Annotated in this window: 18 protein-coding genes; 9 read left to right on the plus strand and 9 right to left on the minus strand. The window is 71.6% G+C overall.

What is annotated here, in order from left to right:
• Positions 1 to 9 precede the first annotated feature (9 nt).
• The 5 genes from ACZ69M_RS28710 to ACZ69M_RS28730 form a co-directional block, all read right to left on the minus strand.
• A complete protein-coding gene (locus ACZ69M_RS28710) occupies positions 10 to 417 on the minus strand; it encodes a VOC family protein (RefSeq protein WP_470054230.1) in 408 nt (135 codons plus the stop codon).
• 132 nt (positions 418 to 549) lie between these two features.
• Complete coding sequence (locus ACZ69M_RS28715) at positions 550 to 1,803, minus strand: hypothetical protein (RefSeq protein WP_470054232.1); 1,254 nt, start codon at positions 1,801 to 1,803, stop codon at positions 550 to 552.
• Positions 1,785 to 2,522, minus strand: coding sequence for an ABC transporter ATP-binding protein (locus tag ACZ69M_RS28720; RefSeq protein WP_352047831.1), 738 nt, complete (start codon positions 2,520 to 2,522; stop codon positions 1,785 to 1,787). The genes ACZ69M_RS28715 and ACZ69M_RS28720 overlap by 19 nt, the downstream gene beginning before the upstream one ends.
• Positions 2,523 to 2,738: 216 nt before the next feature.
• Entirely contained in the window at positions 2,739 to 4,121 is a 1,383-nt protein-coding gene (locus tag ACZ69M_RS28725) for an aspartate aminotransferase family protein (RefSeq protein ID WP_352047832.1), read from the minus strand.
• Positions 4,106 to 4,624, minus strand: a complete 519-nt coding sequence (locus ACZ69M_RS28730) for an Lrp/AsnC family transcriptional regulator (RefSeq protein WP_054235338.1) — start codon at positions 4,622 to 4,624, stop codon at positions 4,106 to 4,108. The genes ACZ69M_RS28725 and ACZ69M_RS28730 overlap by 16 nt, the downstream gene beginning before the upstream one ends.
• A 165-nt stretch (positions 4,625 to 4,789) precedes the next feature.
• Between ACZ69M_RS28730 and ACZ69M_RS28735 the strand changes: the two genes are divergently transcribed.
• The 7 genes from ACZ69M_RS28735 (at position 4,790) to ACZ69M_RS28765 (ending at position 10,566) form a co-directional block, all read left to right on the plus strand.
• The gene (locus ACZ69M_RS28735) at positions 4,790 to 6,229 is read left to right on the plus strand and encodes a gamma-aminobutyraldehyde dehydrogenase (protein ID WP_470054234.1); all 1,440 of its coding nucleotides are present in this window, start codon (positions 4,790 to 4,792) and stop codon (positions 6,227 to 6,229) included.
• Between the two features lie 284 nt (positions 6,230 to 6,513).
• Entirely contained in the window at positions 6,514 to 7,704 is a 1,191-nt protein-coding gene (locus tag ACZ69M_RS28740) for an ABC transporter substrate-binding protein (protein WP_470054236.1), read from the plus strand.
• A 112-nt stretch (positions 7,705 to 7,816) separates the two neighbouring features.
• Positions 7,817 to 8,218, plus strand: coding sequence for a sortase-dependent protein (locus tag ACZ69M_RS28745; RefSeq protein ID WP_470054238.1), 402 nt, complete (start codon positions 7,817 to 7,819; stop codon positions 8,216 to 8,218).
• On the plus strand, positions 8,215 to 8,826 hold the full coding sequence (locus ACZ69M_RS28750) for a class F sortase (protein WP_470054239.1): 612 nt from the start codon (positions 8,215 to 8,217) through the stop codon (positions 8,824 to 8,826). Before ACZ69M_RS28745 ends, ACZ69M_RS28750 begins: the two co-directional genes overlap by 4 nt.
• Before the next feature lie 94 nt (positions 8,827 to 8,920).
• Positions 8,921 to 9,412 carry an RNA polymerase sigma factor gene (locus ACZ69M_RS28755; RefSeq protein ID WP_054235333.1) on the plus strand — a complete coding sequence of 164 codons (492 nt, stop codon included), beginning with the start codon at positions 8,921 to 8,923 and terminating at the stop codon, positions 9,410 to 9,412.
• Positions 9,396 to 9,920 (plus strand): hypothetical protein, encoded by a 525-nt coding sequence (locus tag ACZ69M_RS28760; protein WP_470054241.1) that lies wholly within the window; start codon positions 9,396 to 9,398, stop codon positions 9,918 to 9,920. The genes ACZ69M_RS28755 and ACZ69M_RS28760 overlap by 17 nt, the downstream gene beginning before the upstream one ends.
• A 64-nt stretch (positions 9,921 to 9,984) precedes the next feature.
• On the plus strand, positions 9,985 to 10,566 hold the full coding sequence (locus ACZ69M_RS28765; RefSeq protein ID WP_470054243.1) for a PadR family transcriptional regulator: 582 nt from the start codon (positions 9,985 to 9,987) through the stop codon (positions 10,564 to 10,566).
• A 48-nt stretch (positions 10,567 to 10,614) separates the two neighbouring features.
• On the opposite strand, the gene ACZ69M_RS28770 is transcribed toward ACZ69M_RS28765, so the two are convergent.
• Positions 10,615 to 11,613 (minus strand): Lrp/AsnC family transcriptional regulator, encoded by a 999-nt coding sequence (locus ACZ69M_RS28770; protein ID WP_470054245.1) that lies wholly within the window; start codon positions 11,611 to 11,613, stop codon positions 10,615 to 10,617.
• 156 nt (positions 11,614 to 11,769) lie between these two features.
• A complete protein-coding gene (locus tag ACZ69M_RS28775; RefSeq protein ID WP_470054247.1) occupies positions 11,770 to 13,389 on the minus strand; it encodes an MFS transporter in 1,620 nt (539 codons plus the stop codon).
• A gap of 209 nt (positions 13,390 to 13,598) precedes the next feature.
• On the opposite strand from ACZ69M_RS28775, the gene ACZ69M_RS28780 reads away from it, so the two are divergent.
• The gene (locus tag ACZ69M_RS28780; protein WP_470054248.1) at positions 13,599 to 14,468 is read left to right on the plus strand and encodes a class I SAM-dependent methyltransferase; all 870 of its coding nucleotides are present in this window, start codon (positions 13,599 to 13,601) and stop codon (positions 14,466 to 14,468) included.
• Here ACZ69M_RS28780 and ACZ69M_RS28785 read toward each other — a convergent pair.
• A complete protein-coding gene (locus ACZ69M_RS28785; RefSeq protein WP_470054250.1) occupies positions 14,458 to 15,621 on the minus strand; it encodes a serine hydrolase domain-containing protein in 1,164 nt (387 codons plus the stop codon). The two genes, ACZ69M_RS28780 and ACZ69M_RS28785, sit on opposite strands and share 11 nt — an antisense overlap.
• 357 nt (positions 15,622 to 15,978) lie before the next feature.
• Here ACZ69M_RS28785 and ACZ69M_RS28790 point away from each other — a divergent pair, with 357 nt between their 5' ends.
• Positions 15,979 to 17,694 (plus strand): RNA polymerase sigma factor, encoded by a 1,716-nt coding sequence (locus ACZ69M_RS28790; RefSeq protein ID WP_470054252.1) that lies wholly within the window; start codon positions 15,979 to 15,981, stop codon positions 17,692 to 17,694.
• A gap of 21 nt (positions 17,695 to 17,715) precedes the next feature.
• Here ACZ69M_RS28790 and ACZ69M_RS28795 read toward each other — a convergent pair whose 3' ends face one another.
• Positions 17,716 to 18,399, minus strand: coding sequence for a glycerophosphodiester phosphodiesterase (locus ACZ69M_RS28795; RefSeq protein ID WP_470054254.1), 684 nt, complete (start codon positions 18,397 to 18,399; stop codon positions 17,716 to 17,718).
• Positions 18,400 to 18,415 lie beyond the last annotated feature (16 nt).

Here is an 18,415-nt window from a genome sequence, read left to right on the forward strand (position 1 = left end):
CCGGGGGGCTCAGCTCTGGACCGCGGCCGGGTCCATCCACATGACCTCCCACGTGTGGCCGTCCAGGTCGTCGAAGGTACGGCCGTACATGAAGCCGTGGTCCTGGGCCTCCCGGGTCCCCGTGCCGCCCGCCGCGAGGGCCTTGTCGCAGAGTTCGTCGACCTTCTCGCGGCTCTCGGCGCTCAGACACAGCAGCACCTCGCTGGTCCTCGTCGGGTCCGCGATCTCCTTCTTCGTGAAGTCCGCGTAGCGCTGCTTGCTCAGCAGCATCGCGACGATCGTGTCGCTGATGACGACACAGGCGCAGTCGTCCGTCGTGAACTGCGGATTGATCGTGTAGCCGAGCTCGGTGAAGAACTTCTTCGAGCTGTCGACGTCGTTCACGGCGAGGTTCACGAAGATCATCTGCTGGTACATGAGGGGTCTCTCCCGGTGCGGGTGAAGTGATGCGGTGCCGTTCGCAGAGGTAGACCGCCACTCCGCACGGAACTCATCGCCCGGCGGGAAAGAAGCAGGAAAGAGAGGCAGGAAACAAGCGCGTACGCGTGCTCAGCGCGCCAGTGGCAGCGCGGCCAGCTCCGCGACCGCCCAGGTCAGCGGCCCGAACGCGGCGAGCAGCGCGCCCGCGCGGAGCAGCGCGGCGCCCCGCAGCACTGTGGTCGGTGCCCCCAGGCACAGCAGCGCCGCCGTGGTGCCGGCGCGCGCGTGCTTGGCCTCGACCGCCGCGGTCAGCAGGGTCGCGAGGGTGCACCCGGCCACGAGCAGCGCCCCGAGTGTGCTCAGCGGACCGAACGAGGGCCGCGCCCCGGAGTACACCGTCGCCATGGCGTACGCGCCGGACGCGACCGCGCACACCACGCCGAGCGGGCGCCCGATGCGCCGGGCCTCCTCCTGAAGGACACGCCCGGCGAGCAGCCGCACCACACCGGGGCGTACGGCCTGGAGGAGCTGCCCGCACAGATGCGTGATCGCGGGGGCGGCGAGGATCAGCCCGAGGGCGGTCAGGGTCCAGCCACCGAGCACCCCGGCGGGGCCGCCGGCGAACCGGCCCGGCAGCGCCAGACCGGGTGCCGGTCCCGAACGGCTCGCGTACGTCTCCACGGCAAGGCCCGCCGCGAGGACGGCCGTGCCCCAGGGCAGTCCGCCGGGGGCGGGCAGCGGGGGGGCGGGCTGGTCCGGGTCCAGCGGGTGCCCCGGCTGGTCGGCGTGCGGGCCGGCCCCGGTGCGCGTACGGGACGCCTTGCGGGGCGAGGTGCCGTCGGCCCCCGTCCGTCGCGTGCGGGACGGCCCGGCACCCCGTGGCCGTAGCGCCACCGCGCTCGCGACGGAGGCGGCCAGCGGGACCAGGAGCAGCAGGGTCACGGCCGCGGGCAGCGGCAGCGGGTAGTCGGAGGCGAGGAAGGTCGTCGCGTCGCCGTCGAAGGACAGGCCGGGCAGGTCGCCGCGCAGGTGCAGGAAGACGAGCAGCGCGAGCGTCGAGCCGAGCGTGGTGGACAGGGCGGTGGTGACCGCCGAGATCGCCATCAGCCGGCCGGGGCCGAGTCCGATCGCCGACAGCCCGGGGCGTGGCCGGGTCCCCGGGTCCGTACGGGCGACCGCGACCGCGAAGTGCACGGTGGCGGCGGCGGGCGCCAGGCACCACAGGAGCCGGAGCGCCGCGCCGCCCGAGGGGTCCGGGTGCGCCATCGCGTACCCCAGCGTGCACAGCAGCAGGAAGCCGGTGCCCGCCGAGGCGGCGGCGACCAGCAGTCTGCGCAGCTGGACGAGGGGGTGTGCCCCGCGGGCTAGACGGAGAGCGAGCACGCGGCCCGGCCTTCCGTTTCCGCGACCGGGGGCAGGTGGACGGTGTTCACGCGCCGTCCGTCGAGCAGCGACACCGTGCGGTCGGCGAGGGCCGCGGTGTCCGTGTCGTGGGTGGCAAGGACGACCGTGATGCCGTGCGAGCGGGCCGCCGCGGTGAGCGTGCGCAGGACGTGCGCGCGGTCGGCGCGGTGCAGGGGTGCGGTCGGTTCGTCGGCGAAGAGCACCTTGGGGGCGGGGACGAGCGCACGGGCGATGGCGACGCGCTGGCGTTCGGCCTGGAGCAGGGCGTGCGGGCGCTTGCGGGCGCAGTGGCCGATGTCGAGGCGTTCCAGCCACTCGAGGGCGGCGGTCTTGGCCGCCCGGCGGCCGCAGCCACGCAGCATCAGGGGCAGCGCCGCGTTCTCCCAGGCGTTCAGCTCAGGTACGAGGACGGGCGCGGGGTCGATCCAGCCGAAGCGGTCGCGGCGCAGCCGTTCGCGGGTGACGGGGCCCATGGTGTGCACCGGGGCGCTGTTGAACCAGACCTCGCCCTGCTGGGGCAGCAGCTGCCCCGACAAGCAGCGGAGCAGGGTCGTCTTGCCGCTGCCGCGCGGGCCGCCGACGGCGAGGATCTCGCCCTCGCGGATGCCGAGCGAGACACCGCTGAGCGCGGGCGAGCCGTTGTGCTTGACGTGCAGGGCACGTGCCCAGAGCACGTCGTTGTCCGGCGGGGCCACCATCGCGTACACCTCGGTTCAGATCTGATTTGCGCTGCCAATCCCCCGGACGAGGGAACGAAGGCAGGGCCGATCGGTCACTGGGCACGCTAGGGAGTCGGGGGCGGGAGGCCGGACAGCACGCGGCCCCGGGGCGCCCATTCTCACTCGAACGGGCGGCACCGGGGCCGTTGTTGATCATCCAGGAGGGAGATCGGAGGAAGATCGGAGCGAGGAAGCTCAGAGCTTCGTCCACGCCTCCGTCAGCACCTGACGGACGATGCCCTCGATCTCGTCGAAGGTCGACTGGTCGGAGATCAGCGGCGGCGACAGCTGGATGACCGGGTCACCGCGGTCGTCGGCGCGGCAGTAGAGGCCGTACTCGAAGAGCTTCTTGGAGACGAAGCCGTAGAGCACGCGCTCCGACTCCTCGTCCGTGAAGGTCTCCTTGGTGGCCTTGTCCTTCACCAGCTCGATGCCGTAGAAGAAGCCGTTGCCGCGGACGTCGCCGACGATCGGCAGGTCGTGCAGCTTCTGGAGGGTCTGCAGGAAGTTGGCCTCGTTGTCGAGCACGTGCTGGTTGAGGCCCTCGCGCTCGAAGATGTCGAGGTTGGTGAGCGCCACGGCCGCGGAGACCGGGTGGCCGCCGAAGGTGTAGCCGTGCAGGAAGGTGTTGTCGCCCTTGTAGAACGGCTCGGCGATGCGGTCCGAGACGATGGCGGCACCGATGGGGGAGTAGCCCGAGGTCATGCCCTTGGCGCAGGTGATGATGTCCGGGATGTAGTCGAACTTGTCACAGGCGAACATCGTGCCGAGGCGGCCGAAGGCGCAGATGACCTCGTCGGAGACGAGCAGCACGTCGTACTTGTCGCAGATCTCGCGCACGCGCTGGAAGTAGCCGGGCGGCGGCGGGAAGCAGCCGCCGGCGTTCTGCACCGGCTCCAGGAAGACCGCCGCGACGGTCTCCGGGCCCTCGAAGAGGATCTCCTGCTCGATCTGGTCGGCGGCCCAGCGGCCGAAGGCCTCCGGGTCGTCGCCGTGGATCGGGGCGCGGTAGATGTTCGTGTTCGGCACCTTGTGCGCGCCCGGGACGAGCGGCTCGAAGGGGGCCTTCAGAGCCGGCAGGCCCGTGATGGACAGGGCGCCCTGCGGGGTGCCGTGGTAGGCGACCGCGCGCGAGATGACCTTGTACTTCGTGTGGTTGCCGGTGAGCTTGTGGTACTGCTTGGCGAGCTTCCACGCGGTCTCGACGGCCTCGCCGCCGCCGGTGGTGAAGAAGACCTTGTTCAGGTCGCCCGGAGCGTAGTGCGCGAGGCGCTCGGCCAGCTCGACGGCCTTGGGGTGGGCGTAGGACCACACCGGGAAGAACGCCAGCTCCTGCGCCTGCTTGAACGCCGTCTCCGCCAGCTCGGTGCGGCCGTGGCCCGCCTGGACCACGAACAGGCCCGCGAGACCGTCGAGGTAGCGCTTGCCCTTGTCGTCGTAGATGTAGGTGCCCTCACCACGGACGATGGTGGGAACGGGCGCGTTCTCGTACGAGGACATGCGGGTGAAGTGCATCCACAAGTGGTCGTACGCGGTCTTGCTCAGGTCCTGTGTGCTCACGGCTATCGGGTTCCCCACATGTAGGTCTGCTTCTTGAGCTTCAGATAGACGAAGCTCTCGGTGGAGCGCACCCCGGGCAGGGCCCGGATGCGTTTGTTGATGACGTCCAGCAGGTGGTCGTCGTCCTCGCAGACGATCTCGGCGAGGATGTCGAACGAGCCCGCGGTCATCACCACGTACTCGACTTCCGACATGGCAGTCAGCGCGTCGGCCACCGGATCGAGGTCGCCCTCGACATTGACGCCGACCATCGCCTGCCTGCGGAAGCCCACGGTGAGCGGGTCCGTGACGGCGACGATCTGCATCACGCCCTGGTCGAGCAGCTTCTGGACGCGCTGGCGCACGGCCGCCTCGGACAGGCCCACGGCCTTGCCTATCGCGGCGTACGGACGGCGTCCGTCCTGCTGGAGCTGCTCGATGATGGCGAGGGATACGGAGTCCAGCTGGGGACTGCCGTTCCTGGACTCGCGGGTGGAGTCCCTGGGGTCTGCGCTTCGACTGGCCACGAGCTCACTGTGCACGAGGTCTCGACGGTTCCGCAAGGCTGTAGCGATGAAATTCGTTGTTTACGAGGACGTAGCTTGCGGATTTCGCAGTCAAGGGGTGACCGGGGGTGTTGAAAACGTGGGCCCACGGATTAGGGTGGGTGTCTCAGCGATTGGACACCTGAACTTGGAGGGCCGGCAGTGAGCACCGAGCTGCGTCGTCTGCGCAATTACATCGACGGTGAGTTCCGGGACGCCGCCGACGGGCGGACCACCGAGGTCGTCAATCCCGCGACCGGCGAGGCGTACGCGACCGCGCCGCTGTCCGGTCAGGCCGATGTGGACGCCGCCATGGCGGCCGCCGCCGCGGCCTTCCCGGCCTGGCGCGACCAGACCCCGGCCGAGCGCCAGAAGGCCCTCCTGAAGATCGCGGACGCGTTCGAGGAGCGGGCCGAGGAACTGATCGCCGCCGAGGTCGAGAACACCGGCAAGCCGATCGGATTGACCCGGTCCGAGGAAATCCCGCCCATGGTCGACCAGATCCGCTTCTTCGCGGGCGCGGCTCGGATGCTCGAGGGCCGCTCGGCCGGCGAGTACATGGAGGGGATGACCTCCATCATCCGCCGCGAGCCGATCGGCGTCTGCGCGCAGGTCGCGCCGTGGAACTACCCGATGATGATGGCGGTGTGGAAGTTCGCCCCGGCGCTCGCGGCCGGCAACACGGTCGTCCTGAAGCCCTCGGACACCACCCCCGCCTCCACCGTCCTGATCGCCGACATCATCGGCGGCATCCTGCCCAAGGGTGTCTTCAACGTCATCTGCGGCGACCGGGAGACCGGCCGCGCGATGGTCGAGCACCCGACCCCGGCGATGGCCTCCATCACCGGCTCCGTCCGCGCGGGCATGTCCGTCGCGGAGTCGGCGTCCAAGGACCTCAAGCGGGTCCACCTGGAGCTGGGCGGCAAGGCCCCCGTCGTGGTCTTCGAGGACACCGACATCGCCAAGGCCGTCGAGGACATCTCGGTCGCGGGCTTCTTCAACGCGGGCCAGGACTGTACGGCCGCCACCCGCGTCCTCGTCCAGGAGTCCATCCACGACGAGTTCGTCGCCGCGCTCGCCAAGGCCGCCGCCGAGACGAAGACCGGTCAGCCGGACGACGAGGACGTGCTCTACGGCCCGCTGAACAACCCGAACCAGCTCAAGCAGGTCGCCGGGTTCATCGAGCGGCTGCCCGCGCACGCCAAGGTCGAGGCGGGCGGCCAGCAGGTCGGCGACAAGGGCTACTTCTACGCCGCGACCGTCGTCTCCGGTCTCAAGCAGGACGACGAGATCATCCAGAACGAGGTCTTCGGGCCGGTCATCACCGTCCAGTCCTTCACGGACGAGGCCCAGGCCATCGAGTGGGCCAACGGCGTCGACTACGCCCTCGCCTCCTCGGTCTGGACGAAGGACCACGGCCGCGCGATGCGTCTGTCGAAGTCCCTCGACTTCGGCTGCGTGTGGATCAACACCCACATCCCGCTGGTCGCCGAGATGCCGCACGGCGGTTTCAAGAAGTCCGGCTACGGCAAGGACCTGTCGGGGTACGGCTTCGACGACTACACGCGGATCAAGCACGTGATGACGTCGCTGGACGCGTAGTGCGTACGGTGTGAACCGCGCGGCCCCGGACGGGAGTTGATCCCGTCCGGGGCCGCGGTGTTTCCCCCTCGTGGTGGTCGGTTCCGGGCTCGATGCGCAGGGACGTGCCCGTGCCCGTTCCCTTGCCCGGCTCGGGCGGCGGCAAGTCGCGGCGTGCGGCGGCTTGATGGCGGCGCGAGGTGACCGCCGGGAAACGAGGCGATCGACAGGGTGTCGGGTGGGCGCGCGACCGCTCGACGCAGCGTCCATTGTTCGCGTCGAGTCGCAGCAGGCATGCTGCCGGGGTGCCAGAGATTCGGAAGACCTCGCCCCGCTCCCGCCGGTCCCTGCTGCGTGCCCTGGGCGGGGGTGCGGCGCTCGGGGCCCTCGCGGGCTGCGGGGTGCCCGCCGCGTACGTGTCACCCGGTGACCGCGCCGGAGCCGACCTCTCGGCCCGCGACAAGAAACTGACCTGGGCGAACTGGCCGCTCTACATAGACACCGACGACAAGGACCACACGAAGCGGCCCACGCTGGACGCGTTCCGCAAGCGCACCGGGATCTCCGTCGACTACATCGAGGAGATCAACGACAACGACGAGTTCTTCGGCAAGATCAGCCCGTCCCTGATGAACCATCAGCAGACCGGCCGCGACCTGATCGTCATCAGCGACTGGATGTGCGCGCGCTTCGTCCGGCTCGGCTGGGTGCAGGAGATGGACCGCGCCAGGCAGCCGAACGTCGCCAAGTACCTCGACCCGCTGCTGAGTCGGCCCGCGTTCGACCCGGGCCGCAAGTCCACCGTGCCGTGGCAGTCGGGTATCACCGGCATCGCGTACAACCACCGCAAGCTCGGCCGCGAGATCAACCACGTCGCGGACCTGTGGGCCCCCGACCTCAAGGGCAGGGTCACCCTGCTCTCCGGCCTCGACGAGGCGTTCGCGCTGCTCATGCAGGGCAACGGCGTCGACATCACCCGCTGGAAGGCCGACGACTTCCACACGATCTGCGACCAGGTCGAGAAGTACGTGCACAGCGGCCAGATCCGCCGCTTCACGGGCAACGACTACACCAAGGACCTGGTCAGCGGTGACGTACTGGCCTGTCAGGCGTACTCGGGCGACGTGATCCAGCTCCAGGCGGACAACCCGGACATCCGCTTCGTCGTCCCCGAGGAGGGCGCCGAGCTGTGGTCCGACTCGCTGATGATCCCCAACCTGGCCCGCCACAAGGCCAACGCCGAGAAGCTCGTCGACTACTACTACGAGCCCGAGGTCGCCGCCGAACTGGCGTCCTGGGTCAATTACGTCTGCCCGGTCCCGGCCGCCCAGCACGTCCTCGCCTCCTCCAAGGACGAGGACACCGCCGCCCTCGCCGAGAACCCGCTGATCTTCCCCGACGCCACCATGCGGAAGCGGCTGGCGATCGCGCGCGACATCACGTCCACGGAACGCACGGAGTTCGCCAAGCGCTGGAACGCGATCGCGGGACTCTGACGACTTTGCCAGCTCTTTACAACCCGGTCTCCCGCTGCCTCGTCTCTTCGCACGATCCGTAACTCAGCCCGCCGGGTCACCGGGCGGGCGGACCGACGAAAGAGAGCGATTCATGCGCCGAACTGTCCTCAGCACCATGGCACTCGCGTGTACCGCCGTGCTGGCGAGCACGGTGCCCGCCTTCGCCAGTGGGGCGAGCCCGGTCCCGACGGTCCGTCCGACCGCCACCGCCGCCCCGTCCCAGGCGCCGACCGCCACCCCGAGCGCCGCCACGAGCACGGTGCCTTCCACCCGCGCCGACTCCGGCGCCCCGTCCCCGGTTCCGAGCGTCGGCACGCCGTCCCGGGGCCAGGTCGCCGTAGTGCCGAAGGGAGCGGCCGACACCGGTGTGGCGCCGACGGCGTCGAAGTCCGGAGGCCAGGGCGGGCTGATCGGCGGGGGTGCCGCCGCGGCGTTCGTCATGGGTGGCGCGGCGGTCTTCGTCGTACGTCGCCGGCGGGCGACCGGGGAATGACCTCGCTCTCCAGGCGCGCGTTCGTCACCGCGGCGATGGCCTCGCTGCTCGTGAGCTGCGGCGGCCACGGGACCGACTCGACCGCACCCGAACACCCCGGGAGCACTCCGGTGCCCTCGCGGACCTCCGCGAAGGCCGCGCACGGCCTCGGGCGTTCGGTCCCGGTCGGCTTGCGGATCCCGGCCATCGGGGTCGACACCCCGGTCATGCAGCTGGGGCTGGCCACGGACGGCAGCGTCCAGGTGCCCCCGATCACGGCGCACGACCGGGCGGGCTGGTACCGGAACTCGCCGACGCCGGGTCAGACCGGTCCGTCGGTGATCCTCGGCCATGTCACGGTCGGCGCTTACGGGGACGGGGTCTTCCGCCGTCTCGCGCAGTTGCGGAAGGGCGACCGGATCGTGGCGCGCCTGGAGAACGGCAGGACGGCGGAGTTCACGGTCGACGCCGTACGCACGGTCGCCAAGGCCGACTTCCCGTCGGACGAGGTGTACGGGGACGTGGACCGTCCCGAGCTACGGCTCATCACGTGCGGAGGGGCCCGTACCGGTACGGGCTACCTCGACAACGTGATCGTCTTCGCCACGCTGAGCTCGGCGACGCCCTGACCCGCCGGGACCGGTCCCGGGCCGGTGGAACGTACGCCGCCGGCCCGGGCTCTTCCCCACGAGTGCCCGCACGACGTCACGACCATGGAGAGCTTTGAAACGGTCCCGCGAGAAGGCCGCGTCCGAGCTGTTCGCCGCCCTCTATCCGCGCCTCGCCGGCTGGTGCCGCCGTCTCGTCGACGACGACGAGACGGCCCACGAGATCGCCTCGGAGGCGTTCACCCGGCTCTGGGCCCGCTGGACCTCCGTGGCGGAGCCCCGGGGCTTCCTCTACGTCACCGCGGCCAACCTCGTCCGGGACCACTGGCGCAAGCTGGAGCGCGAACGCAGAGCCGTACACCGTGCCACCGCCGAGGCCGCCGTCCGTCCGCACACCGAACAGTCCGACCCGTCCGTACGCCTGCTCGTGCAGTCGCTGCCGGAACGACTGCGCGTCCCGATCCTCCTGCACTACTACGCTGACATGCCGATCCGGGAGGTGTCCGTGCTGACCGGACGCAAGGAAGGAACCATCAAGGCCGACCTCCACGCGGCCCGCGAACTGCTCCGCGCCCACCTGAGGAGAAGCCTTGATCACACACTCTGACGAGGGTCCGGACTTCGAACCCGACGACCCGCTCGCCGTCATCCTGCGGCCCGCCTCCGACTACCTCGGCCCACCCCCAGGCCACTACGAGGCGATCCGCCGCGGCGCGGCCCGCCGCCGGCTGCTGCGTGCCGCGGTCGGGGTCGGGTCGGTGTGCGCCGTCGCCGCCCTCGTCGCGCTGCCGATCAGCCTGTCGACGTCCCAGGCACCCGCGTCCCCGGCGGTCCCGCTCGCCCCGCCGCCCTCCGAGGGCCGTCCTTCGTCCGTGCCCCCCAGCCCGTCGGCGTCCCCCGTGCCCGTCAGCCCCAGTCGCACCCCGGGGAGCCGGACGGCCAGTCCCACCCCCGGGAGCCGGACGTCCGTCCCCACCCAGGCGGACCGGACGACCAGCCGCGTCACGACCCAACCGGCCGTCCCCACCCCGGCGCGGTCGTCGACGCCGTCGGCGACACCGAGCACGCCCGTCGCCCAGCCGTCGATCGCGCCGAGCGGCTCTCCCCGCGGCTGACCGGACGGCCTTCACTCCGTTGACTAATCAATGGGGTGTCGATACAGGGTGTTAATTTGGGGAAATGGCTCTGCGCAACGCGGTGATGGCCGCGCTTCTGGAGGGCGAGGCGTCCGGATACGACCTCGCGAAGGGGTTCGAGGCCTCGGTCGCCAACTTCTGGATGGCCACCCCTCAGCAGATCTACCGCGAGCTGGAGCGCATGGAGGGCGAAGGGCTCGTCTCCGCCCGCGTCGTGCAGCAGGAGCGCCGGCCCAACAAGCGGCTCTTCTCGCTCACCGAGGCCGGACTCGACGCGATGCGCGCCTACACGGCCGAAGTCCCCAGCAAGCCGACGGCGATCCGGGACGAGCTGATGGTCAAGGTGAGTTGCATCGACATCGGGGACGCCGAAGCCGTACGGGCCGGGGTCGTCGAGCGTGTGGAGCGGGCCGGCGCCAAACTGGCCCGTTACCGGCGCGCGCAGGAACGCATGCTGGCCGGCCGCGGCGAGGAGGAGTACCTCGCCACCGTCGAACGCGTGGGCCCCTACCTCACCCTGCTCGGCGGCATGGCCCTGGAGCAGGCGAACCTCCAGTGGGGCGAGACGGTCCTGAGGAGGCTCGACCAGCGGGCCGAGGCCCTCGGCGCCACGGCTCGCGGCTGACGGCCGGCGGCTGACGCTCCAGCTGCCCCGTGCCCGTCCTGGGCGGGGTCAGCGGCCCGGGTCGTAGGCGAGTTGCTTGACCAGGCGCAGCGTCAGGGCGGTCTCGACGGCCTGGACGCCGTCGAGGGCGCCGATCCTCTCGCTCAGATACGTGTACAGCTCCCCGCTGTTGCGGTAGACGCTCGAGGCGACGATGCCGGCCTGACCGGTGATCGCCGCGGCGAAACGCACCTCGGGATGCGCGGCCAGTGCCCGTCCGACGTCGGCGAGGGCCGCCGGGGCCACGGTGAGCCACAGCATGGCCTCCACCTCGTGGCCGAGGGGTTCCTGGTCGAACTGGATGTCGAAGTAGAGCACCCCGGTGGCCCGCATGCGCTCCACACGCCGCTTGACCACGGACTCCGACTGGCCGGTGGCCGCCTGGAGTTCGGTGAGCGTGGCGCGCCCGTCCCGGACGAGTACGGCCAGCAGCGCCTCGTCGGCCGCCTCCAGCGTGAGGGGGTCGGTGACGGGCTCGACCGCCGGTGGGCGCAGGGCCGCCTGCTGGTCGGGGGCGAGCCCGTCGGCCTTGTTGAGCCAGTCCAGCCGTCCGCCGTAGAACGAGTGCAGCACGCAGTGGGCGCTGACCGAGACGACACGGGGGGTGCGCTGCAACCGCTCGAAGAGCAGTTCGTCCCGGGCCTGCCGGCTGCGCGGCTTCATCGCGCACATCACCTCGGCGCCGCCGGACATCAGCGAGACGTACGAGGTGTCGGGGCGCCGGGCGAGCGCGCCCGCCAGCTGTTCGGCCACGTCCGGGGTGCAGCGCAGCCGGACGATCCAGTTGGTGCGGCCGAGCCGGCCCTCGTCGATTACGCCGAGCACCCGCAGCCGTGCCGTGGTGCGCAACCGCCGCAGGCGCCGGGCGACGGTCTGGTCGGAGACCCCGAGCACCTCCGCGATCCGGGAGAGCGGCGCTCGTCCGTCGATCTGGAGGCACTGGAGCAGTCGCAGGTCGAGTGCGTCGAGCGCGCGGGACGGCATCGGCTCCGCCTCCTCTCGCTCCATGTGGACTCCTGAGGTCAATGATCGAGCATGACGGTGAGGCCCGGGACCAGTGTGGTCCCGGGCCTCGTACGGGCGCCCGTTCCGTCCCCACGAAAGGGCGCCCCCAGGGCTTGTCCGGCGGATCATGCCGCAGACAGACGCGCCCTGGTGCCGGGGTCAGGCGCGCTGCCCCAGCCGGGGCTCCGCCGCCCCGGTCTCCCGCGGTGCCGCCGGGGCGGCGCCGGATCCGGCCACCGGCCCGGCGGCCGGCCGGCGCGGGCTGCGCAGCAGGACGGCACCGACCGCCGCGGCGACCAGGGTCAGTGCCGCGGCGATGATCAGGCACAGGTGGAGGCCGTCGAGGAAGGCCTCGGACAGGGCGCCCAGGGCACGGCCCCGGTCGGCGCCCAGGTTCATGCCCGCGACCGCGCCCAGACCGTTCGCGTCCACCACGGAGGTGACGCTCCGTACTGTCGACGCCGGAAGCCCGACGTCGGTGAGGTGGCCCGGCAGCGTGTGCACGGCCTTGGTGGTCAGCACGGCGCCGAGGACGGCCGGGCCGAGCGCGCCGCCGACCTGCCGGAACGCGCTGTTCCCGGCGGCCGCCATACCGGCCTGGCGCAGCGGTACGGAGGCGACGGCCGCGGCCGTCATCGGCGTGATGACGAAGCCCAGGCCGAGGCCCAGCAGGGCCAGCCGCCAGGCCAGCGAACCGAAGGACGTACCGGCGTCGATGGACGTCAGCGACAGCAGCGAGGCCGCGGTCACCAGCAGCCCGCCGGTGATCAGGACGCGGGGCGAGACCTTGTGCATCAGCCGTCCGGCCGGTGCCCCGACGAGGATGCACATCAGCGTGACCGTCAGCATCCGGGCCGCCGCCTCCAGGGTGCTGAGCTGTTGCACCATGCCGAAGTAGAGGCTGAGGGCGAAGAAGAAGCCGATCAGGCCCAGGAAGCTGATCATGGCGACGAGCGTCGTGGCGGTGAAGGCGGGGCTGCGGAAGAGCGTCAGGTCCAGCATCGGGCTGTCACTGCGCCGCTCCGCCAGGACGAACGCGACGGCCGCGACCGCCGCCGCCCCCAGGGCCACGATCACCTTCCCGTCGGTGAAGGAGCCGGCGCCGCCCTCGATGACGCCGTAGACCAGCGCGGTGATCGCCACCGCGGCGGTGATCTGGCCGGGCCAGTCCAGACGTCGTGAGCCGGGGGCGCGCGAGTCGGTCACCAGCCTGGCCGCGAAGGCCATCGCGAGGAGCGAGGCGGGGACGGGCAGCAGGTATATCCAGCGCCAGGAGAAGTGCTCCAGGATCAGTCCCGCGATCACCGGGCCGACGGCCAGCGCCGCCATCAGGGCCGTGGCCCACAGCCCGACGAACTTGCCGCGCTCGCGGTGGTCGGGCACGGCGTGGCTGATCAGCGCCAGCGTCGTGGGCAGCAGCGCGGCGGCGCCCAGACCGGCGAAGGCCTGGCCCACCCACAAGGCCTCGATGGACCGCGCGCACAGCGCGATCGCCGCTCCGACCGCGCTGAACGCGAGGCCCGCCTGGAAGACCTTCTTGCGGCCGTGGACCTCGCCGAAGACACCCGCGGTCAGGATCAGCGCGGCCATGGGCAGCACGAACGCGTCCGAGACCCACGACAGTTGGGCGGTCGACGCGTTCAGCGCCCGCTGGATGGCCGGCAGGCTCACCGAAACGGTGGTCACCGGTAGATACGCGACGAACACGCCCACGCAGGCCATGACGAGCGTGGCCGCCCGCCGTTCCCGCGGCTCGTGCGCCGTTGTCGTGACGTTCACGGAACTCCCTCTCCCCCCGCGGCGCACCGCACCGCGATCGCTTGATACGGCGCTCACCTTCGGGGCCGCCTGCGGGCCGGGGCCAGCCACGGCGGGGGAAACCTGGATATTCGACATTCCGGACCCGGTTTCCCGGGATTTCCGTGATGGCTGTCAGGAGGTGTGAGGCCGCCGGTCCGGCGACTCGCGCGGCGGATAGGTTCGCGGGTATGACGACGACATCGCAAGAAGCCTTCCTGCGGGCCTTCCACGCCGAGCGGCCCGCGGTGACGACGGACGCGTTCGCCGGTGGCCGCGCCGCGGACGGCCGTTCCAGCTACGAGATCCTGCGCGACCGGGTCGCCGGACACGGGCGGGTACTGGATCTCGGCTGCGGCGACGGCCTGTTGCTCGAACTGCTCGCCCGGACCGAGGGACGCCGGCTGGCCGGGGTGGACCTCTCCCCGCAGGCTCTGGCGCTGGCGCGACGCCGACCGCTGCCCGCCGGGACGACGCTGTCGGAGAGCCGGGCCCAGCATCTTCCCTTCGCCGACGACACCTTCGACGCCTGTGTCTCCCACATGGCGCTGATGCTGATGGGCGACGTGGAACAAGTGGCCGCGGAAGTGGCCCGGGTGCTGCGCCCCGGAGGCATGCTGGCGGGCGTGATCGGCGGCGGAGCCGTGGGCGGTGAGGCGTACGAGCTGTTCATCGGGCTGTTGCGGAACGCGGTCGAGACGGCCCCCGCCGGGCAGCGCATCCCCGCACTCGGGGACCGGAGGACCCGCAGCCGTGCGGGGCTCGACAGCGTCCTCGCACCGGCGGGATTCGCGCCGGTCGACTGGGAGACCGTCCCCATCGACCTGAGCGGACCGGTCGAGCAGGTGTGGGACGCCCTGGCGGGCGTCTATGACGTCGGCCCGCTCGACGCGGCCACCGTGGAGTCCCTGCGTGCGGCCTTCCTCGCCGGGGCGAGGAAGCTCACGGCGCCGAACGGGGTCGTGCCGTGCGGGATGAACGTGCATCTCGTGACGACGAACCTGACGGTGAATCCGGAGACGTGTCCGAGCGGTCCGGCGGCCGAAACCGCTACTGCTTGAGCGCCGCCATCGCGATGCGCAGGGCGACCGGGTTCATCTCCTCGCCCTTCGCGTCCGTGGCGTTGACCGAGTAGACGAGCGTGCGGGAGAGATCGCGGGTGGCCGCCATGACCGCCGTGTATCCGTACCGCGCACCCGACTTGAGCCAGTAGACCCGCCCGCCGTACTCGAAGCGCTCGAGCCCGGCGCTCATGGTGGCCCCGTCGATGCCCGACGGAACCGTGAACATCTCCTTCAGCTGCGGCTGCGGGACCAGCTCGCCGCGGAAGAGGTGGAGGGTCAGCCGCTCCAGGTCCGCGGTCGTGGAGATCATGTCGCCCGCCGCCCAGCGGTCCGCCTGGTTCCACTCGGTGACGTCGACGAACTGTGTCGTGCCGTCCGCCCGCTTCACCGCCTGGTAGCCGAGGTTGTGCGGGCCCCGGATACGCGGATCGGTACCGGGGAAGTACGTGTGCAGCATTCCGGCGGGCCGCAGCACGCGCCGGGTGGCCTCGGAGGCGTACGAGTGCCCCGTGACCTTCTCGATCAGCATGCCGAGGATCGTGTAGTTGATGTTCAGGTAGTGCTGCCGCTCGCCGGGGCGGAACTCCGGCCCCTTCGCCACCGCGGAGGCGACGACCTGCCGGGGTGTGAGGGTGTCGAAGCGGTGCGCGTACGCGTCCTCGAAGGAGTCGCCGAAGCCGTCACCCTCCTGGATCCCGCTGGTGTGGTTCAGCAACCGGCGCAAGGAGACGGGCTTGAAGGCGGGCGACAGGAGCCCGGGGAGATAGCGCTGTACGGGCGCGCCCAGATCGACCTTGCCCTCGGCCGCGAGCTGCAGCACGACCGCCGCCGTGACCACCTTCGTCGTCGAACCGGCCCGGAAGAGCGCGTCCGGGTCCGCCGCGCGGCCGCTCGTCAGATCGTGCACTCCGCCGCTCCCGAGCCAGCGGCCGTCGGTGCCCCCGACCCGTACGAGCGCCGCCGTCGCGTCGGCGTCCGGCAGTCCCGCGAGCGCGGCGCGCAGGGCGGCGGCGTCCGGCCCGGTCGTGACCGTGGCCGTCCGTGGCGCGGCGAAGGACGCGGCGACGGCGGGCACGGTCAGCGGGCCGGCCGCCAGGCCCAGCACGAGGGTGGCGACGACGGCGGTGACGGTTCGGGTACGGGCGGGCATCTGCGGCTCCTGGTGTGGACGGGACGGTGAGACCATCCTGTGGTGGCCCGCCCGCTCGCGGATCCTCCCCGAGGACGGCCCGGCCCCCGACACCGACCCGGATCAACTGCCCTTCCGCATAAGGGTGTTGTGGGGGAACGCCCTTAGGTGGCAGGCGGCGAAAGTTTCGAAGGCCGGGAAGGGCAAAAAAACTGTTATCGCGGAGGGCGGCCCTCCGTCTCCTGTGTGGCAGGACCCGCCGAACGGCTGTGATCCGCGACATAGCGCGCGGACAGGCTCGCCGGGGTGGGGGATCCTGCACTCCCGCCCGTGTGTGCCCAGTGGCACGGGCGTCACCGTGGCATCGGAGGGACGTACGTGGACGGGCGGCAATGGCGCTCCATCATCGGGGCCGCGCAGGCCGGCGACCGGCGTGCCCTCGACGAACTCGTCGCCGGCTGGCTCCCCCTCGTCTACAACATCGTCGGCCGCGCCCTGAACGGCCACGCGGACGTCGACGACGTCGTGCAGGAGACCATGCTGCGCGCCGTCGACAACCTCGGCTCGCTGCGCGACCCGGACAGCTTCCGGTCCTGGCTGGTCGCCATCACGATGCGGCAGATACGGGAGCGCTCGCGCCGCCGGACGGCCGAGCCGCTGGCCGACGGCGCCGCTGAGCAGGCCGCCGACTTCGCCGAACTGACCGTGCTGCGGCTCCAGTTGGAGGGGCAGCGGCGAGAGGTCGCGGAGGCGGTGCGCTGGCTCGACGACGAGGACCGCCAGTTGCTCTCGTTGTGGTGGCTGGAGGTCGCGGGCGAACTCACCCGGCGCGAGCTGGCGGCGGCGGTCGGGATCAGCAGACAGCACGCGGCGGTGCGGGTGCAGCGGATGAAGCAACGGCTGGAGATCGCACGGGACATCGTGCGGGCGCTCGACGGCCACCACCCCGGCGCGGGCAACTCCCCCTGCCCCGACCTGCGGTTGGTGACCGCCCGCTGGGACGGGCGGCCCGACTCGGTGTGGCGCAAGCGGCTGGCCCGGCACATCCGGGGCTGCGCGTACTGTTCTGGCGCCCGCGAGGCCGTCGTACCGGCCGAACGCCTCCTCGTCGGCATCGCCCTCGTTCCGCTGCCGGTCGGCTTCACGCTGTCACTCGCGCTCGGCGGCAAGACGGCGGTCGCCGCCACCTCCGTGGGCTGGTCCGCCAAGGTCCTCGGCCTGCTCACCAAGCCCGCCGTCGCCGTCACGGCCGGCGCCACCCTCGCCGCGGGCGGCCTGTACGTCGTCACCCGGGCGCCCGACGACCCGCCCCCTGCCCTCGCCGCGCCCACGGCGGCGAGCACCGCACGCCCACCGTCGGGACGTACGGGGGAGCCGTCCGCCTCCGCCACCACCTCACCTTCCCCCTCCGCCTCCCTGTCGCCCTCGCTCTCGCCCTCGCCCGCGAAGACCCGCGTCCAGCTGTACGGCACCGTCGTCGACGCCGTCGACAGCGCGCCCGTCGCGAGCGCGCTTCCGGCGGCGCTGCCCCGGCGCGCCGAGAAGGGCGTCACCGCCACCGGGGCGCCCGCCACCGGCCTCACCCACCGCGGGGAGACGGTCACCCTCAGCGGGCAGGGCTACTTCCGGGTCCGCTGGCAGGTCCTGCCGCAGCAGCGCACCGGGGCCCTGGTCATGCCGACCTGGACCGGGCTGAGCGGCAAGCTCTTCCACGTCGCCTCGGGCGGCGGCCACCGCATGGACGACGTGCAGTCGGGTTCGACGGACGGCACGACCTGGATGGGCGGCCCGTCCGTGGGCTACGCCGTCCTGCCCTCCGGCACCCAACAGATGTGGCAGAACGAGTACTTCTGGATCGACGGCACCGTCACCCTCCACCAGAACGAGGGACCCGCCGACTACAACCTCTTCGTCCAGACCTCCACCTGGGACAAGGTGACCGAGGACGTCCGCACCGGTCCCGCCCAGGGTGTGATCCGCTACGGCCTCGTCCGCGACAACGGCGCGGACACCGCCCCGGTGCCGCAGTACCTGACCCGCTCGACCCCCGCCGACCCGGCGACGGTGAGCCCGCGCTCGCAGGTCACCTCCTGACGGTGCCGCCCGCGTTTCCCCTCAGGCCTTGCGCAGCGCGCACAGCGCGTCGATGCGGTTCGTGGTGATCGAATCCACCCCCATGTCCAGCAGCCGGCGCATGGAACGGCGGGTGTCGGGAGTCCAGACGGAGAGCAGGTGGCCGCCGCGGTGGACGCGGGCCGTGAGGGCACGGTCGACCAGACTGAAGCGGTAGTTGAGCCAGCGCGGCCGTACGGCGTCGAGGACGGCCGGGCGCGGCGGTGCGAGGCTCGTCCAGGTCAGCGCGATCTCGGCGGTGGGGTCGGCGGCGCGCACCGCCAGCATGGCCGGGGCGCCCGCGCAGTAGTACACCCGGTCCTGGGCCCCGCACTCACGGATGACCTCGACGATCCGGCGTACGGCCGCGCCGTCGGGCTCTCCCGGCAGATCGACCATGATCCGGCTGTCCTTGGTCGCCTCGAGGGCCTCCGCGAGCGTCGGCACCCCGCCGCCCGTGAGACCGCGGACCTCGTCCGAGGAGAGCGACCTGAGCGGCCGCTCCAGCTCCCACAGCCGTTTCAGCGTGTCATCGTGCAGCAGCACGGGCACCTTGTCGCGGGTGAGCCGTACGTCGATCTCGACCGCGTCCGCGCCCAGTTGGAGCGCGGAACGCAGCGAGTCGATGGTGTTCTCGCGGACGCGATAGGGGTCGCCGCGGTGGGCCACGGCAGTCACGGTGCGCATGGGCCCATTGTGCTGG

Source organism: Streptomyces sp. NPDC107454, assembly GCF_055582885.1.

What these genes read in the sequence shown, in the direction of transcription:
- ACZ69M_RS28710 (WP_470054230.1), bottom strand. Translation starts at nt 417, where the DNA reads ATGTACCAGCAGATGATCTTCGTGAACCTCGCCGTGAACGACGTCGAC.
- ACZ69M_RS28720 (WP_352047831.1), bottom strand. Translation starts at nt 2,522, where the DNA reads ATGGTGGCCCCGCCGGACAACGACGTGCTCTGGGCACGTGCCCTGCAC.
- ACZ69M_RS28745 (WP_470054238.1), top strand. Translation starts at nt 7,817, where the DNA reads ATGCGCCGAACTGTCCTCAGCACCATGGCACTCGCGTGTACCGCCGTG.
- ACZ69M_RS28750 (WP_470054239.1), top strand. Translation starts at nt 8,215, where the DNA reads ATGACCTCGCTCTCCAGGCGCGCGTTCGTCACCGCGGCGATGGCCTCG.
- ACZ69M_RS28765 (WP_470054243.1), top strand. Translation starts at nt 9,985, where the DNA reads ATGGCTCTGCGCAACGCGGTGATGGCCGCGCTTCTGGAGGGCGAGGCG.
- ACZ69M_RS28770 (WP_470054245.1), bottom strand. Translation starts at nt 11,613, where the DNA reads ATGGAGCGAGAGGAGGCGGAGCCGATGCCGTCCCGCGCGCTCGACGCA.
- ACZ69M_RS28780 (WP_470054248.1), top strand. Translation starts at nt 13,599, where the DNA reads ATGACGACGACATCGCAAGAAGCCTTCCTGCGGGCCTTCCACGCCGAG.
- ACZ69M_RS28785 (WP_470054250.1), bottom strand. Translation starts at nt 15,621, where the DNA reads ATGCCCGCCCGTACCCGAACCGTCACCGCCGTCGTCGCCACCCTCGTG.
- ACZ69M_RS28795 (WP_470054254.1), bottom strand. Translation starts at nt 18,399, where the DNA reads ATGCGCACCGTGACTGCCGTGGCCCACCGCGGCGACCCCTATCGCGTC.